The organism is Acinetobacter sp. MF4640, from assembly GCF_002018895.1.
In the GTDB taxonomy this organism is placed as follows: Bacteria; Pseudomonadota; Gammaproteobacteria; order Pseudomonadales; family Moraxellaceae; genus Acinetobacter; species Acinetobacter johnsonii.
Genome location: NZ_MVOM01000002.1, coordinates 1 through 16,355 on the forward strand (window position 1 = coordinate 1; position 16,355 = coordinate 16,355).

Genomic DNA, 16,355 nt, shown 5'->3' on the forward strand with positions numbered 1-16,355 from the left:
TACAACTTCGGCCGCAGACTCAAAACACTCAGGGGCCTGACTCCCTACGAATTCATCTGCAAACAGTGGACAGATGAACCTGAACTTTTTAAAATTGATCCGATCCATCAAATGCCGGGACTAAACACCTAGTAAAATCAAAATAATCACTAAGATCAAAGTAATCATGACTGTTTCCATAGCTTGACCTCTAAATCTTATATTTTATCTAATTTTAACATGCTCATTCGATCACTATATATTCAAAAAAGATCATTTTTTATTCTTAAAATATGGAGTTGCATATATATGTTTATTCATATATAAGTATATATAAAGATTCAATTGAGTTTGAGCAAATGCCTGCTACTCCAAAAGTTAAGATTTATCACAACCCTGAATGTGGTACATCACGTAATACATTGGCATTAATTCGTAATGCCAATATTGAACCTGAAGTGATTGAGTACCTTGTAACACCTCCATCTAAAAATGAATTGATTCAAATGATCGCGGATGCAGGTTTAACGGTGAGAGAAGCGATTCGTAAGAATGTTGATCCTTATCGTGATCTCGAGTTGGGCCGTGAGGACTGGACGGATGAACAGCTTTTAGATTTTATGCTGCAGCATCCAATTTTGATTAACCGTCCATTCGTAGTCACTGAATTAGGAACTCGTTTAAGTCGTCCGTCAGAACTAGTTTTAGAAATTTTACCACTCCCACAAAAGGGTGCTTTCACTAAAGAAGACGGTGAACAAGTACTTGATGCAAATGGGCAGCGATTAAAATAAATATGTACTGGGTATCTGTAAGTATTGCTATATCCAGAGGTTTGAGTAGGTGAAAGTATGGATCAAATCAATTTTTTTAAATGTTTAGCTGATGAAACGCGATTCAATATCGTCATGTTGGTTCTTGGAAATAATGAACAGTGTGTTTGTGATTTGACTGAAAAACTACAACTCAGCCAACCCAAGATTTCGCGGCACTTAGCCTTACTGCGTTCTTCGGGGCTTTTACAAGATCGACGTCAAGGGCAATGGGTGTATTACAGTCTCAATCCCAATTTACCCGCTTGGTGCTTAGACGTACTTAACACCCTTAAAAATGCCGATTTACAACCAAAAGTTGCACTATCCTTTCAGCAAATCAATAGTTATTGCGAGTAGAACAATATGAAATTTCTTTTTTTGTGCACTGGAAATAGTTGCCGTAGCATTTTATCCGAAGTACTGTTCAACAGTCGTGCCCCAAAGGGTTGGAAAGCCTACAGTGCAGGTAGCAAGCCATCTGGACAGGTACATCCATTGACCATTGAAACTCTGGAAAACTTAGGTCTTTCAACCGAAGGTTTGTGGAGTAAGACCATTGATGACTGCGAACAATTCCAACCTGATGTGGTGATTACGGTTTGTGATTCAGCCGCTCAGGAAGCATGTCCGCTCTATTTAGGTGGTGCAATCAAAGCACATTGGGGTTTAGCAGATCCATCACACTTGGATTTACCGAAAGAAGAAAAACTCAAAGCCTTCCAAGTCACTGTAGACCATATCAATCGTCGTTTAGATGCGTTATTTGCACTCGATACAGCGCATATGTCTCGTCCTGAATTGATTGCTGCAATCAATCACATCTCAGATATTGAATGAGAACATCATGGCTCAACAAAGATTATCCTTTTTAGATCGTAACCTTACGTTATGGATTTTCATTGCAATGGGGGTGGGAATAGCGATTGGTGTGTTCTTTCCACAAGCCTCAGTGGCATTGGATAAAATGAGTGTGGATTCCGTCAATATTCCAATTGCGATTGGTTTGATTCTGATGATGTATCCACCCTTAGCTAAAGTGGATTATGCAGCGCTACCACAAGTGTTTAAAGACAAAAAAACTTTAACTTTGTCTTTGGTACAGAACTGGGTGATAGCACCAGTATTGATGTTTGCATTAGCCATTATTTTTCTACATAGCTATCCAGAATATATGACAGGCTTAATCCTGATAGGACTGGCCCGTTGTATTGCGATGGTCTTGGTGTGGAACGGTTTGGCCTGCGGGGATAACCAATATGTTGCTGCATTGGTGGCCTTTAACAGTATCTTCCAGATCTTATTCTTCAGTACTTATGCTTGGCTATTCTTAACCTTCTTGCCACCTTATTTTGGTGTTGCAGGACAGGTGATCAATGTCGATTTTTGGACCATTACTCATGCGGTATTGGTGTATTTGGGAATTCCATTTTTCCTTGGCTTTATGACGCGATTCATACTGGTTCGAGCTAAAGGTTTGGATTGGTATCAACATGTCTTCTTACCGAAGATCAGTCCACTGAGTTTGTTGGCGTTATTGTTCACGATTGTGGCGATGTTTAGCCTCAAAGGGAATGATGTGGTGAGCTTGCCACTCGATGTCTTGCGTATTGCCATTCCATTGACCATTTACTTTATCGTGATGTTCTTCATCAGCTTTTTTATGAGCAAGTGGATGGGGAATGACTATCCTAAAACCACAGCAATTTCTTTTACTGCTGCGGGGAATAACTTTGAATTGGCGCTGGCTGTCGCGATTGCAACCTTTGGTTTAGCTTCACCTGTGGCGTTTACCACGGTAATCGGGCCATTGGTTGAAGTACCAGTGTTGATTGCTTTAGTCAGTGTGTCTTTGTGGCTTAGAAAAAAGCTTTTTAAAGCAGAGGTGTAATTTCTATGACTCTCCCAAATGTAGATATGAATCTTCTCGATCAACCGACTTTAGAAAAAGTACAGGCCAAAGGACTGGATCATCCACCCCGTATTTTGCTGCTGTATGGTTCTAACCGTGAGCGTTCATACAGCCGATTGGCGGTGATGGAAGCCGGGCGTATCTTGGAGCACTTTGGCGCTGAAGTAAAAATTTTTCATCCTAAGGGCTTGCCCTTACCTGAAGATGCGGATATGGAACATCCAAAAGCCAAAGAACTACATGAGCTTTTGGCTTGGGCAGAAGGGATGGTGTGGTGCTCGCCTGAGCGTCATGGCTCCATGAGTTCAATCTTTAAATCGCAAATTGACTGGATACCATTGGCAGGTGGTGCAATTCGTGCAACCCAAGGCAAGACTTTGGCGCTCATGCAAGTCAGTGGTGGATCGCAGTCCTTTAACAGCCTAAACCAGATGCGTATTTTAGGCCGTTGGATGCGGATGATCACCATTCCAAACCAATCGTCTATTCCCAAAGCTTTTTTAGAGTTTGAAGAAGATGGCAGGATGAAACCTTCAGCCTTTTATGATCGAATTGTCGATGTCATGGAGGAGCTGTATAAATTCACGCTACTGACGCGTGGGCAAAGTCAGTACCTCACAGACCGTTATTCAGAGCGAAAAGAGTCGGCAGAAGAATTATCTAAGCGTGTCAATCAACGGAGTTTATAAATTCTAGATGATCAAAGATGTTGAAAAGCAGCTTGAGCAATTGAAAAGCCCAATTACAGATTTGATCAATTTTTAAAATTCGCTCAGTTTGTTGAATAGACTGGGCTTTTTAATTTTGAATATGGCTTAACTATAGCAAATGGGAGAGTGGCTTTGGCACAACTACAAGCAGAAGTCGATGTGATTATTATTGGTGGTGGTCAGTCGGCACTTGCTACAGCTTATTTCCTCAAACGTAAAAAAGTGCCATTTGTGATTTTAGATGATCAAACGCAGGCAGGTGGAGCATGGCTGCATGCTTGGCAGTCGCTACGCCTTTTTTCACCGCATACATGGAGTTCGTTGTCAGGTTGGATGATGCCCACAACAGAACACACTTACCCAATGCGAAATGAAGTGATCGAATATTTGTCGGCATACGAGAAACGCTATCAATTTCCGATCATTCGGCCAGTCCATGTCGATCATATTGAACAAGAAGATGGTTATTTAGATGTATATGCTAGAGATCAATATTGGCGGGCAAAGGCTGTGGTCAGTGCAACAGGTACATGGAGCCAGCCTCATATTCCTAATGATATTGGACGTGAGAAATTTAAAGGAATACAGCTTCATTCAGCAGACTATGTCAATGCAACATCTTTTAAAAACAAGAAAGTCATCGTTGTAGGTGGTGGAAACTCAGGCGCGCAAATTCTTGCCGAAGTTTCAAAAGTGGCAGAAACGACTTGGGTCACGACGACAGCACCAGTATTTTTATCAGATGATGTTGATGGGCGAGTCTTGTTTCTTCGTGCAACGGAGCGTTTAAAAGCACAACAGGAAGGTCGGAGTTTGGAACAGCCTGCCGGTGGATTTGGAGATATTGTCATGATTGACAGTGTAAAAGAGGCAAGAACACGAGGAGTGTTACACAGTCGAGAGCCTTTTGTCGCATTTGCTGAGCATTCAGTTGTTTGGGCTGATGGTTCAACTCAAGCGGTAGATGCTGTCATTTGGTGTACAGGATTTAACCCTGCACTTAATCATTTAAGAGGTCTTGGTGTGGTAGAGCCTGATCAAACGGTTGCTGTTCATAATGGGCGTTCAATGAAACTAAATAATTTATGGTTGGTTGGCTATGGTGAATGGACAGGCATGGCATCGGCGACTTTAATTGGAGTGTCCAGAACAGCAAGAGCTGCGGCTGATGAAATTGCGGCCTATTTGACTGATACTTAAACCTATAAGTTTAAAGGGATGCATAGACAGGTTTCATGCATGAACAATTCGATTTGATTCGATACGGATGAGGACGGAAATAGAATTCGCCGTGAAGCAAATGGAAAGCAATTATTGATGATTGATAGGAGGTTTAAGGTACTCTAAGTAGCTAATTAAAATAAGAAAACCTATCTATTTACATCAGAAAAGCAGCCGAAGCTGCTTTGAGTTTTTAAAAAGTATCGTTTAAGTTGCCTCTAAGGCATTCACCATCCGCACAACTTCCGCCAGACTTAGGCGTCTACTTTGGCGGTGCGAGAATTATGGCTTAATTCATCTGCATGTAGGAAATGCGTATGCTGCGGTGCGCGTTTGGTTTTGCTCCATTCTTCCAGCATGTCATATTTCATTTGTTCAGTAATCATGGCAATTTTTTGTGGTGCTTTTTCATCGTCATAAGCCAATTCCAAACGATGGTCATTTGGATCAAAGAAATAAATTGAGTGGAAAATACCATGATTGGTAATGCCCAAGACCTCTATGCCATTGGCTTCTAGGTGTTCTTTCGCATCAATCAGTGCGTGACGGTCTTTGACTTTGAGTGCAATGTGCTGCACCCATTTTGGGGTGTTTTCATCACGGCCCATTTCAGGCTGGGTTGGTAGTTCAAAGAAAGCCAGCACATTGCCGTTTCCTGCATCTAGGAAGAGGTGCATATAAGGATCAAAGGCTTTAGTTGAAGGGACATGGTCTTCAGCAAAAGCGAGAATGAAATCCATATTTAGATTTTTTTTGTACCATTCCACCGTTTCTTTGGCATCTTTACAACGGTAGGCCACGTGGTGAATTTTTTCAATTTGAATGGTCATTTTTATATCCTTATAAAAAAACTTAAGCAGCTTCAGGTTGCATTTCGGGTACAGCGTGTTGAAAGGCTTCTAAAGTGTTGCAATGGGTGTAAATCGAACAAATTTTTGGATAGTCCGATAAATCAAAATCAAAACGTAGAGCGTTATAGACTTGTGGAATCAGGCAGCAATCCGCGAGGGTCGGTTGACTGCCAAAACAGAATTTGCCATTTGACTGTTCTAGCTGTGCTTCAAGGGCTTTAAAGCCTGTTAAAACCCAGTGTTTATACCAAGCTGTTTTCTGCTCATCACTTATTTCAAATGTACCCGTCAGGTACTGAAGTACCCGTAGGTTGTTGAGCGGATGGATATCGCAGGCAATACTTAAACTAAATGCACGGATTAAAGCACGCTGCTGCAAGTCTTGAGGGAGCAGGGCCGTGTCTGGGAATTTTTCTTCTAAATATTCAAGAATACTTAGCGATTGGGTCAGAACAAACTTCTGCTCTACCCATGTGGGCACCAGCTCACTCGCATTAATCTGACGGTAGCTTTCACTATGCTGCTCGCCGCCATTATTGACTAAGTGCACAGGTACATATTCAGCAGAAAGACCTTTTAAATTCAAGGCAATACGAACTCGGTAAGCCGCAGAACTACGAAAATAGGTATACAGTTTCATGGGCAACATCCTAGGCTGCAATTATTGGGTAAAACAAAAATCCACTGCTGGCAGAATTTTGCCGCTGACTTGACCAAAACCAATCCGCAAATCATCTTTTTCACAATAGCCTTTCATAATGACGGTATCGCCGTCTTGAATGAAGTTACGCTGTTCGCCATTTGACAGTGTTAAAGGTTTGGTGGCATTCCATGTGATTTCGAGCAATGAACCATAAGAATCTGGAGTTGGTCCTGAAATGGTCCCTGAACCCATCAAATCACCGACCTGCAAGTTACAGCCCGCAATCGTATGGTGAGTTAGCTGCTGAGCCATGGACCAGTACATATATTTAAAGTTGGTTTTGCAGATCACATCACTTTTGTCGTCATTCTCAGGCTGAATTTCAACCGAAAGATGAATGTCATAACTATTGCTGCTGTTGTCTTCACGCAGATAAGCCAAAGGTTTCGGCTCTTGTTCAGGAGAACTGGTTTTAAATGGCTCAAGTGCTTCCAGCGTCACAATCCAAGGTGAAATAGACGACGCAAAAGTTTTGGCATTAAACGGACCAAGTGGCACATATTCCCATTGCTGCAAGTCACGAGCAGACCAGTCATTAAACAGCACCATACCGAAAATATGATCCCAAGCGTTTTCAATTGGAACAGGTTGACCCAGCTGACTTGATTTACCTACGATAAAGCCAGTTTCCAGTTCAAAGTCGAGTTTACGACAAGCAGAAAATACAGGACGTTCTGAATCTGGCAGCTTGATTTGTCCTGATGGACGGACAATGTCAGTGCCGCTCACAATGACCGAACTGGCACGACCGTTATAACCAACAGGGAGTTCTGACCAGTTGGGTAGCAGCGCATTTTTCGGGTCACGGAACATGCAACCAACATTGGTGGCATGTTCTTTAGACGAATAGAAATCGGTATAGCCTGAAATGTGTACAGGCATATGCATTTTGACGTCTGATTGTTTGAAGAAAACTTGATCACGCAGGGCCTGATTGTCACGAAGTTCAGGATTATCTGCGGACAACAAAGCTTGTAATTCTGCGCGGACCTTAGACCAATTGGCTTTACCTGATTCAATAAACGTGTTCAATGTCGGTTGATTAAAGAGCAGTTTGCCATCTGCCTGTTTGCAATAACCATGCGCTTCCAGTACCGCCAGATCAACCACCCATTCTCCCAGTGCTACGCCAGCACGGGCCTGCGAATTGTGTTTTTCACTAAAAATGCCATAAGGCAGGTTTTCTAGTGGGAAATCTGAATGTGCAGCAATTTCAACAAATGACTTCAAGCGTTTGCTCATGGATATTGATCCTTTCCGTGGAAAATTTAAGTTCTAGATAGAATCATACTTATATTTTAAAATTACGCAATAAATAATTTATTTATGAATAGTGTAAATTGTTAGGCTATACTACTCTGAATGAGAGAGTCAGGTTTAGATGGCTCACATTTTTGATTTAAGTAGTACAATTCACCAATGGAGTTATGACAACTAATGCAGCTATGCAGGGTAAAGCGATGAGTGTTGAGGAAGAAAAAATACAGGGAGGGGTTCAGTCTCTGGAAGTTGGATTAACCGTATTGGATGCATTGACCGCACATAATGCACCGATGATGTTAAAAGAGCTGTCCGAAGTTTTATCCATGCATCCGGCCAAAGTACACCGTTATGTGGTGAGCTTGATTCGTAAAGGCTATGCTCAGCAATTAACTGATGGGCGTTATAGCTTAGGTGAGCGTGCACATGCTTTTGGGGTGAATGCACTCAAGCGAACAGATATGTTGGAATTAAGCCAGCGTTATATTCAGGATATTCAGCAACATCTGAATTGCAGTATTCATGTGAGTAAATGGTTTGCTGATGGAGCGGTCGTGGTTCAGTCTCTAGAATCTAACCATGTCTTTAATATTATTACTCGAGTCGGTTCACGCATGCCTCTGCTGAAATCTGCGACAGGGCGCTTGCATGCCTGCTATCAATCTGAGCACATCATCAAGCCATTATTGGAAAAAGAATGGGAAAGTAGCGCTAAACCAGAGCAGTATCCTGCAAATTGGGAAGATTTTTTAGAACTGAAAGCGAAAATTCTGAGTCAAGGTTATGCTTCAGTCGCAGGAGATATGATGGCTGGGATCAATGCGATTAGTATTCCAGTCTTTAATTTCACGCAGCAACTGGATCATGTCATTACTTGTATTGGCACAGAAGATCAGTTACCCGAAGGACAAATGCAGCAAGCAATTGATTATGTACTTGGCGTACAGCGACAGATCGATGCTTTATTTCGTCCAGCTGCTGCCATATAAAAGCGTCGATTGCATTGAAAAGATGAATTAAGTTTTAAATCCGCCCTTTGGTGGATTTTTTTATGGGATGCGGTCGTGCTAGACAGTATAAATATTTCATTTTCTGCCACGCTGTCTAAAGGAAAAGGGGAAATTAGGAAATAGACAGTGACGCTTAAACCCGTAGACTTAGGTTGCCTTGATTCAAGTTCTGAAAAATAACGATAAAAAAGGCTTCTAACCCTAGAGTGAGAAGCCTAAGTGAACATGATATATTTTTAAGCAAGCACAGACTCAGCGGAGCTTGCCGCTTTAAGCACAGTCGCCATCGACTCAGCCACATAATCAATATTGTTTAAATTTAGGCCAGCAGTACACATACGGCCGCTGCGGACTAAATAAATACCATAATCGTGTTTCAGCAAATCGACCTGTTCTGCACTTAAGCCCGTATAACTAAACATGCCTTGTTGCTGGGTCAGATAGCTAAAGTCCATATCTGGTAGCGCTTGACTGAGTTTGTCTTCAAGTAAGCGACGCATCAGTAAAATGCGCTGACGCATTTCTTCTAATTCAGACTGCCATAGCTGAGACAATGCTGTGTCATTTAATACCTGACTCACCAATAACGCACCGTTAGCTGCTGGGCTAGAATAAATGCGACGGACTGTCGCTTTAAGCTGGCCCAATACATTTTGGGCAATGTTTGCGTCATCGCAGACAAAGCTCAAGCTACCAACACGTTCGCCATATAAGGAAAAGATCTTGGAAAAAGAATGGCTGACAATAAAGTTCATACCAGACCGATCTAGCGCGTGGATTGCATAAGCATCTTGTTCTAATCCTTGACCAAAACCTTGATAGGCCATGTCCAAGAAAGGAATCAAGTCATTTGCTTTTAGAACCTCAATCACTTGATCCCATTCATGAGGTTCTAAATCTGCACCTGTCGGGTTATGACAGCAAGGATGCAGTAGTACGATACTTTGAGCAGGCAGCTGCTTTAAGGTATCTAGCATCGCAGTTAGATTTACGGCATTGGTATTTGCATCATAATAAGGGTAGAAATGGGTTTGAACACCAGCACCATTAAAGATCGCAATATGATTTTCCCAAGTCGGTTGACTGACCCAGATTTCAGACTTCGGGAAATATTTGTTTAAGAAGTCTGCACCTACTTTGAGTGCACCAGAACCACCCAAAGTCTGAATGGTGACGACACGTCCTTGCTGACGAGCAGGGCTTGCCTGACCGAAAATGAGTTCTTGTGCAGCGTGATTAAAGCTCTTGAGCCCATCCATCGGCAAATACACTCGGACTTTGTCATAGTCAGGAATTAAATGAGTATAGGCTTTTTGAACCGACTGCAGCTGTGGCACGATATTATCTTCATTATAATAAAGTCCGATACTGAGATTGACCTTATTATGGCGCGTATCTTTGCTGAATTCCTCCATCAGAGAAAGAATCGGGTCACCTGCATAGGCATCAATATGTTGAAACATGAATACATCCTAATATGATAAATACGATATTACGCTTCTGGTAAGGAAGTGATTTTACTTTTTTCAAGCAACGCAACATGATCTTCTTGCTTCCGTTTAAAGAGATAAGCCGTCAGTAAAATTGCAATCCAGACTGGAATCATGAGAACTGCAATTTGCATATCTGGGCTACGACTCATAATGAGTAGAATACTCGCCATGAAGGCAATACATAAATAATTGGTAAATGGATAGGCCACACTTGGAAAGTGAGTTTTTACCTGCATGCGATTCATGGCTTTTTTAAACTTTAAATGTGTATAAGAAATCACGACCCAGTTAATCACAATAGCTGCTACGACCAGCATCATGAGTAAGTTAAATGCTTTTTCAGGAAATAAATAGTTAATCAGAACACATATTAAAGTAAAGAAAGCTGAAACCATAATGGCATTTACAGGAATACCACGCGGATTAATTTTGCTTAAAAATTTTGGGGCATTGCCCTGTTGTGCTAGGCCAAGCAGCATTCGGCTGGTACAGTAATTGGTACTGTTATAGACAGAAACAGCCGCAGTCAAAACCACAAAATTAAAAACAGCGGCTACGGTTTGGCTGCCCAACGAGTCGAAAATTAATACAAAAGGACTACCACCTTCAGCCATCATATTCCATGGATAAAGTGACAAAATTACGACTAGGCTTAAGATATAAAACAATAAGACGCGGTAAACAATTTGGTTGACGGCTTTTGGGAGAGTTTTCTGAGGATTATCTGTTTCTGCTGCTGCAATACCTACCAGCTCAATTCCACCGAAAGCAAACATAATCATGGCCATAGCCATCACTAAGCCTGTAATACCATTTGGGAAGAAGCCACCGAGCTGCCACAAATTTTGTAAGCTAGACTGGCTATGACCACTACCGCTAGCCAGCAAGTAACTACCAAAAGCAATCATGGCAATAATTGCCACGACCTTAATAATGGCTAACCAGAATTCCATTTCACCAAATAATTTCACGTGCAGTAAATTAATGACATTAATGAAAATAAAGAAACCCAAAGCAGAAACCCACGTTGGAATATCAGGCCACCAGTAATGGATATAGAGGCCGACAGCACTGAGTTCAGCCATACACACTAAAATATTCAGTACCCAATAATTCCAGCCAGACATAAATCCCGCAAATTTGCCCCAGTATTTATAAGCAAAATGACTAAAAGAACCACTCACGGGTTCATGCACAATCATTTCACCGAGCTGGCGCATCATGAGAAAGGCAATAAGACCTGCGATGGCATAGCCTAAAATAACAGAAGGTCCTGCGAGTTTGATGGTTTGTGAAATGCCGAGGAAGAGCCCTGTGCCGATAGAACCACCGAGGGCGATGAGCTGAATATGACGATTACTTAAACCTTTTTTCAGGTTTCCTTGTTCAATGTGCTGCATTTTTATTCTTCATCCATGTGAGATAAAGCCCTGATCCATGATGATGTGTGTACTTATTTTTATATTGTCATCGGAGCAGACTTTAATTTTACGAGTATAATTTTTGCGCAAAAGTTAAATTTCCCTGTACATAAAACTATATGTACAGGGAAATTTTAGAAGTCGTTTAAGCTTTAGATACATCTAAAACGCCACGTTTAATTTGATCGCGTTCAATCGACTCAAATAGCGCTTTAAAGTTGCCTTCACCAAAACCGTCGTCATCTTTACGCTGAATAAATTCAAAGAAGACAGGGCCTAGCATATTTTGAGAGAAAATTTGCAACAAGAGGTGTTTATTACCGTCTTTAGTATTGCCATCCAGCAAAATGCCACGCTTTTGTAGTTCATCGGCAGGTTCACCGTGGTTAGGCAAACGCTCACTTAGCATTTCATAATAGGTATTGGGTGGAGGTGTCATGAACTTGGCACCTAAAACTTTTAATTTGTCCCAAGTGCTGATCAGGTCATCACAAATGAAGGCAATATGCTGAATACCTTCACCGTTAAATTCATTGAGGAATTCAGCAATCTGACCATTTCCTTTATCCGAATCTTCATTGAGCGGAATACGGATTTTGCCATCTGGCGCCGTAAGTGCCTTGGACGTCAGGCCAGTATATTCACCTTTAATATCGAAGTAGCGAATTTCTTGGAAGTTAAAAATCTTTTCATAGAAATCAGCCCAATACTGCATACGGCCTTTATACACATTATGGGTCAAATGGTCGATTTCATATAAACCTGTGCCGACAGGATTGGATGCTACATCATCAAAGAAGATGAAGTCATTTTGGTAAATGTCACAATCGACGAGGAAAATAGGAGAGCCACCAATCCCTTTAATCGCTGGGATATTTAGCTCCATCGGACCAACTTGGTTGTAAATTGGTTCAGCACCAATTTCTATCGCCTTTTTAAATGCCTTTGCCGCATTCTTGGTACGGAAACCCATTGCACAGGCAGAAGGGCCATGTTCTTTATAGAAATAAGCTGCATACGATTCAGGCTGATAATTTAGAATGATATTAATTTTACCCTGACGCCATAAATACGCATTTTTAGACTTATGCTTTGCCACTTTGCTGAACCCAATGGTTTCAAACACTGCATCTAGCTGACCATCTTTAGAAACAAATTCAATAAATTCGAATCCACACAGTTCTAATGGGTTGGCTAATTCATTCATACAACGTCCTCATTTCTTTTTTAAGCAATCCTATTGCTTATCTTTTTAACGATTCCTTTCAGAGCTAACGGACTGGTCGCTACAATTCTAGAGCGAGAGAGACAAATCCGTTTGTCTGAAATGGGGCACTTGTTCAGCAGCATTCTCAATGTTGAGTGAGCAAGTGTAGAAGTTTTAATTCATCATACTTGATCCAAAATATTATTCAATACGTAATTTAATTACGTAATGAATAATATTTGTAAATAATTGACCTATAAATTAAATTAATATTATTCATAAAAATATTTTTAAAATAGGGGCGCTTTGTTATACCAAGATTTCAGGATGAAATCTGTGCTATAGGACTAAAATAGAAGGGAAAAATTGGGTATGAAATTTGGCTCATTCAGTGCATCTATTGAGAATAGCTATTTGAAAATGAAACAGCCAAGCAATTGATTTGAGCACGAAAATTAATTGTAAAATATCAAGAACAGTTTGACTTACTAAAACCTGACTTGAAAACCCAGATGTAGGTGTCGCCGCGAGCGAGTTTGATCACGCTGAATTTTTTGCATTAGCTTGAGCGGCTGTTGAATCAGCGTCCAAGATTGAAGGGGATTATTAGTATCACAGTGTGATAAATCGAATTTTTAGTGTTTATGATTAGGCATAGAGAGATTGAAAACAACCATAAAATGGTGCGCTCTGCGGGACTCGAACCCACGTCGGTCGCTTAGGAGGCAACTACTCTATCCAGTTAAGCTAAGAGCGCAAAAGTGCGGTTAATGTAGCTGATTTTACTCAAAAAAAATAGTTATTGCCGAAACAATAACTATTTAAAAATGAATATTTTATGCTTTTCTATACAGAATTTTGTATAGAACGAACATTAATACGATCCAGATTGGAATCATGATCACAGCGCCGCTTAAACCTTGAGTCCACATGATGTAAAGCACTACAGCAATAAATCCAAGCACAAGGTAGTTACTGAAAGGTGACCAAAGTGCAGGAAATAATGGTTTTTTTGCTTCGCTTTTCATGGCCTTCATAAATTGAAGATGAGTTAAGCTGATCATGGCCCAGTTCAATACCAAAGCACCAACAACAATATAAATTAAGTTGCTGAGAGCATCTTCTGGCGCAAAATAATTCAACAGTACACAACCGAAAATGAGTAATGCTGAAAACAAGACTGCTGGAATTGGTACCCCTTGCTTATTGGTTTTACTGAAGATTTTAGGTGCATTGCCTTGCTGTGCTAAACCAAACAGCATGCGGCTGTTAGCATACATACCACTGTTATATACAGAAAGTGCTGCAGTCAAGATAATAAAGTTAAGCAAATGCGCAGCCCAACCAATACCTAATTGACTGAAGATCATTACAAATGGGCTCTTATCTAAGCCGCCAAGTTGCAATTCATTCCAAGGTACAAGCGATAACAAAATGGTCAATGAACCCACATAGAAAATGAGGATACGGAATACCACTTGGTTGATTGCTTTCGGAATTGATTTTTGTGGGTTATCAGCTTCTGCTGCAGCCATACCAATCAATTCAATACCGCCAAAGGCAAACATGAGGAAGGCAAGCATATAGAAGAGGCCTTCAACGCCATGCGGGAAGAAACCGCCATGTGACCAAAGGTTGCTAAATGAAGCCGTGGAATCTGCGCCTGCCGTAGCCAAAAGATAAAGACCAAATACAATCATAGCGACGACGGCCGTGACTTTGATAATAGCTAGCCAGAACTCTGATTCACCGTAAAACTTCACATTACCTAAATTGACTAAGGTAATGATCACAAAGAAGGTGAGAACCGATGCCCATGCAGGAATATGGGGCCACCAGTAGTTGATATACTTCGCAACAGCTGTCAGCTCGGTCATGGCTACTAGAACATATAGAATCCAGTAGTTCCAGCCTGCAAGAAAGCCTGCAAATTTGCCCCAGTATTTGTTTGCAAAATGACTAAAAGAACCTGCAACAGGTTCTTCAACGATCATTTCCCCGAGTTGACGCATGATTAGAAACGCAATTAAACCGCCAATTGCATAGCCCAAAATAATGGATGGGCCAGCAGATTCAATCACATGTGCGGAACCTAAAAATAAGCCAGTACCAATTGCGCCGCCCATGGCAATCAATTGAATATGACGGTTCTTTAAGCCACGCTGAAGTTGAGACGACTCTTTATTCAAGTTATTTCAGCCCGACAATGGATAAGTGTTTCCGATTGTAATAGATCGCGAAGAAATCGCATAGTAGCTCAAAATTTATGAAAAAAAGTTATTATTCATATGAAAAATAATGTGTAATGAATTGTAAATAAAAAACATACGAATCAATATATTAATTTTATTTAAATTATCAAATCAGGAATTTTATTTGGAAACCGGACGTTCACAAATGATGTTTTTTTAGACTTAAGTCTGTATTTTACGTAGGCATAGGGAAAAAAGGTATGATGAGCCTAAGTTAAATCAGATCTTTTGACTTAACACAATGATAAATATGAAGGATTCAATAAAAATGAGTTTTGCACCGCAAATCAAAATTCCAGCAACGTATATGCGTGGAGGGACCAGTAAGGGCGTATTCTTTAAATTAGATGATCTCCCAGAAGCAGCGCAACAGGCTGGACGCGTTCGAGATCAGTTATTGCTCCGTGTGATTGGTAGCCCCGATCCTTATGCAAAGCAGATTGATGGTATGGGTGGTGCAACATCGAGTACCAGTAAAACGGTGATTTTAGCGAAGAGCCAACAGCCCGAACATGATGTCGATTATTTATTTGGGCAGGTGTCGATTGATCAGCCTTTTGTCGACTGGAGCGGAAACTGCGGTAACTTAACGGCTGCTGTAGGTTCATTTGCGATTTCAAATGGTTTGGTCGATGCTACACGTATTCCAGAAAATGGCATCTGCACAGTCCGCATTTGGCAGGTGAATATTCAAAAAACCATTATTGCACACGTACCTATTACGCAGGGCCAAGTTCAAGAAACAGGTGATTTTGAACTTGATGGCGTGACATTCCCAGCTGCAGAAGTGCAAATTGAATTTTTAGATCCAGCCGATGATGGTGAAGATGGTGGTGCAATGTTCCCAACAGGGAATTTGGTTGACACTTTAGAGGTTCCAGAGATTGGTCGCTTTCAAGCGACATTTATCAATGCAGGTATTCCGACCATTTTCTTAAATGCAGAAGACATTGGCTACACGGGGAGTGAATTACAAGACGCAATTAATGGCGATGCTAAAGCTTTAGCGCGTTTTGAAACCATTCGTGCCTATGGTGCAAAACAGATGGGGCTGATTCAAGACATTTCTGAAGCTGCCAGTCGTCAACACACGCCTAAAATTGCTTTTGTTTCTAAGCCAAAACAATATGTCTCGTCGAGTGGTAAAACCATTACAAAGCAAGACACTGATTTATTGGTTCGTGCACTTTCGATGGGTAAATTACACCATGCGATGATGGGGACAGCGGCTGTTGCCATTGGTACCGCAGCAGCGATACCTGGAACCTTGGTCAATTTGACTGCGGGTGGCGGAGCACGTGAAGCAGTCCGTTTTGGTCATCCTTCAGGGACCTTACGTGTGGGAGCGCAAGCGATACAAGAAAATGGTCAGTGGGTAGTGAAAAAAGCTGTCATGAGCCGTAGTGCTCGTGTGTTGATGGAAGGTTGGGTGCGTATTCCAGCGGAAAGCTTGGAGTAGCGCTATGTAAAAAGCCTCTTTCTGTAGAGGCTTTTTTATGTCAACTCTAGGTTTGTAATAAGAAG

15 protein-coding genes, 1 tRNA gene and 1 pseudogene are annotated in these 16,355 nt (G+C 41.2%); 9 read left to right on the forward strand and 8 right to left on the reverse strand.

Features of this window, described 5'->3' with window-relative positions:
• From MF4640_RS18920 to MF4640_RS00795, 7 genes and pseudogenes are all read left to right on the forward strand, one after another.
• A pseudogene (locus MF4640_RS18920) lies at nucleotides 1–132 on the forward strand (IS481 family transposase); the annotation flags it as partial.
• A gap of 206 nt (nucleotides 133–338) precedes the next feature.
• Complete coding sequence (arsC, locus tag MF4640_RS00770; protein ID WP_078388345.1) at nucleotides 339–773, forward strand: arsenate reductase (glutaredoxin); 435 nt, start codon at nucleotides 339–341, stop codon at nucleotides 771–773.
• 57 nt (nucleotides 774–830) lie between these two features.
• Nucleotides 831–1,151 carry a metalloregulator ArsR/SmtB family transcription factor gene (locus MF4640_RS00775; protein WP_078388346.1) on the forward strand — a complete coding sequence of 107 codons (321 nt, stop codon included), beginning with the start codon at nucleotides 831–833 and terminating at the stop codon, nucleotides 1,149–1,151.
• Nucleotides 1,152–1,157: 6 nt separating this feature from the next.
• Nucleotides 1,158–1,631, forward strand: a complete 474-nt coding sequence (locus tag MF4640_RS00780; RefSeq protein WP_078388347.1) for an arsenate reductase ArsC — start codon at nucleotides 1,158–1,160, stop codon at nucleotides 1,629–1,631.
• 7 nt (nucleotides 1,632–1,638) lie between these two features.
• Nucleotides 1,639–2,682, forward strand: coding sequence for an ACR3 family arsenite efflux transporter (gene arsB / locus MF4640_RS00785; RefSeq protein WP_078388348.1), 1,044 nt, complete (start codon nucleotides 1,639–1,641; stop codon nucleotides 2,680–2,682).
• Between the two features lie 5 nt (nucleotides 2,683–2,687).
• On the forward strand, nucleotides 2,688–3,392 hold the full coding sequence (gene arsH / locus MF4640_RS00790) for an arsenical resistance protein ArsH (RefSeq protein ID WP_078388349.1): 705 nt from the start codon (nucleotides 2,688–2,690) through the stop codon (nucleotides 3,390–3,392).
• Nucleotides 3,393–3,545: 153 nt separating this feature from the next.
• Nucleotides 3,546–4,613, forward strand: a complete 1,068-nt coding sequence (locus MF4640_RS00795) for an ArsO family NAD(P)H-dependent flavin-containing monooxygenase (RefSeq protein ID WP_078388437.1) — start codon at nucleotides 3,546–3,548, stop codon at nucleotides 4,611–4,613.
• 275 nt (nucleotides 4,614–4,888) lie between these two features.
• Here the strand turns inward: MF4640_RS00795 and MF4640_RS00800 are convergent, their stop codons facing one another.
• The 3 genes from MF4640_RS00800 to fahA are packed head-to-tail and all read right to left on the reverse strand — an operon-like array spanning nucleotide 4,889 to nucleotide 7,430.
• Nucleotides 4,889–5,464 carry a VOC family protein gene (locus MF4640_RS00800; protein ID WP_078388350.1) on the reverse strand — a complete coding sequence of 192 codons (576 nt, stop codon included), beginning with the start codon at nucleotides 5,462–5,464 and terminating at the stop codon, nucleotides 4,889–4,891.
• 22 nt (nucleotides 5,465–5,486) lie between these two features.
• The gene (maiA, locus tag MF4640_RS00805; protein WP_078388351.1) at nucleotides 5,487–6,125 is read right to left on the reverse strand and encodes a maleylacetoacetate isomerase; all 639 of its coding nucleotides are present in this window, start codon (nucleotides 6,123–6,125) and stop codon (nucleotides 5,487–5,489) included.
• A gap of 21 nt (nucleotides 6,126–6,146) precedes the next feature.
• Nucleotides 6,147–7,430, reverse strand: coding sequence for a fumarylacetoacetase (gene fahA / locus MF4640_RS00810; RefSeq protein ID WP_078388353.1), 1,284 nt, complete (start codon nucleotides 7,428–7,430; stop codon nucleotides 6,147–6,149).
• A gap of 185 nt (nucleotides 7,431–7,615) precedes the next feature.
• Between fahA and MF4640_RS00815 the strand changes: the two genes are divergently transcribed.
• Nucleotides 7,616–8,437, forward strand: coding sequence for an IclR family transcriptional regulator (locus MF4640_RS00815; RefSeq protein WP_078388355.1), 822 nt, complete (start codon nucleotides 7,616–7,618; stop codon nucleotides 8,435–8,437).
• 257 nt (nucleotides 8,438–8,694) lie between these two features.
• Here the strand turns inward: MF4640_RS00815 and MF4640_RS00820 are convergent, their stop codons facing one another.
• From MF4640_RS00820 to MF4640_RS00840, 5 genes are all read right to left on the reverse strand, one after another.
• Nucleotides 8,695–9,921 carry an aromatic amino acid transaminase gene (locus MF4640_RS00820; protein WP_078388356.1) on the reverse strand — a complete coding sequence of 409 codons (1,227 nt, stop codon included), beginning with the start codon at nucleotides 9,919–9,921 and terminating at the stop codon, nucleotides 8,695–8,697.
• 29 nt (nucleotides 9,922–9,950) lie between these two features.
• The gene (locus MF4640_RS00825; RefSeq protein WP_078388358.1) at nucleotides 9,951–11,351 is read right to left on the reverse strand and encodes an amino acid permease; all 1,401 of its coding nucleotides are present in this window, start codon (nucleotides 11,349–11,351) and stop codon (nucleotides 9,951–9,953) included.
• A gap of 166 nt (nucleotides 11,352–11,517) precedes the next feature.
• The gene (gene hppD / locus MF4640_RS00830; RefSeq protein WP_078388359.1) at nucleotides 11,518–12,579 is read right to left on the reverse strand and encodes a 4-hydroxyphenylpyruvate dioxygenase; all 1,062 of its coding nucleotides are present in this window, start codon (nucleotides 12,577–12,579) and stop codon (nucleotides 11,518–11,520) included.
• Nucleotides 12,580–13,260: 681 nt separating this feature from the next.
• Nucleotides 13,261–13,336, reverse strand: a tRNA-Arg gene (locus tag MF4640_RS00835).
• Nucleotides 13,337–13,415: 79 nt separating this feature from the next.
• On the reverse strand, nucleotides 13,416–14,768 hold the full coding sequence (locus tag MF4640_RS00840) for an amino acid permease (RefSeq protein ID WP_004694612.1): 1,353 nt from the start codon (nucleotides 14,766–14,768) through the stop codon (nucleotides 13,416–13,418).
• A gap of 331 nt (nucleotides 14,769–15,099) precedes the next feature.
• Between MF4640_RS00840 and prpF the strand changes: the two genes are divergently transcribed.
• Nucleotides 15,100–16,290, forward strand: coding sequence for a 2-methylaconitate cis-trans isomerase PrpF (prpF, locus tag MF4640_RS00845; RefSeq protein ID WP_078388360.1), 1,191 nt, complete (start codon nucleotides 15,100–15,102; stop codon nucleotides 16,288–16,290).
• Nucleotides 16,291–16,355: the final 65 nt, after the last annotated feature.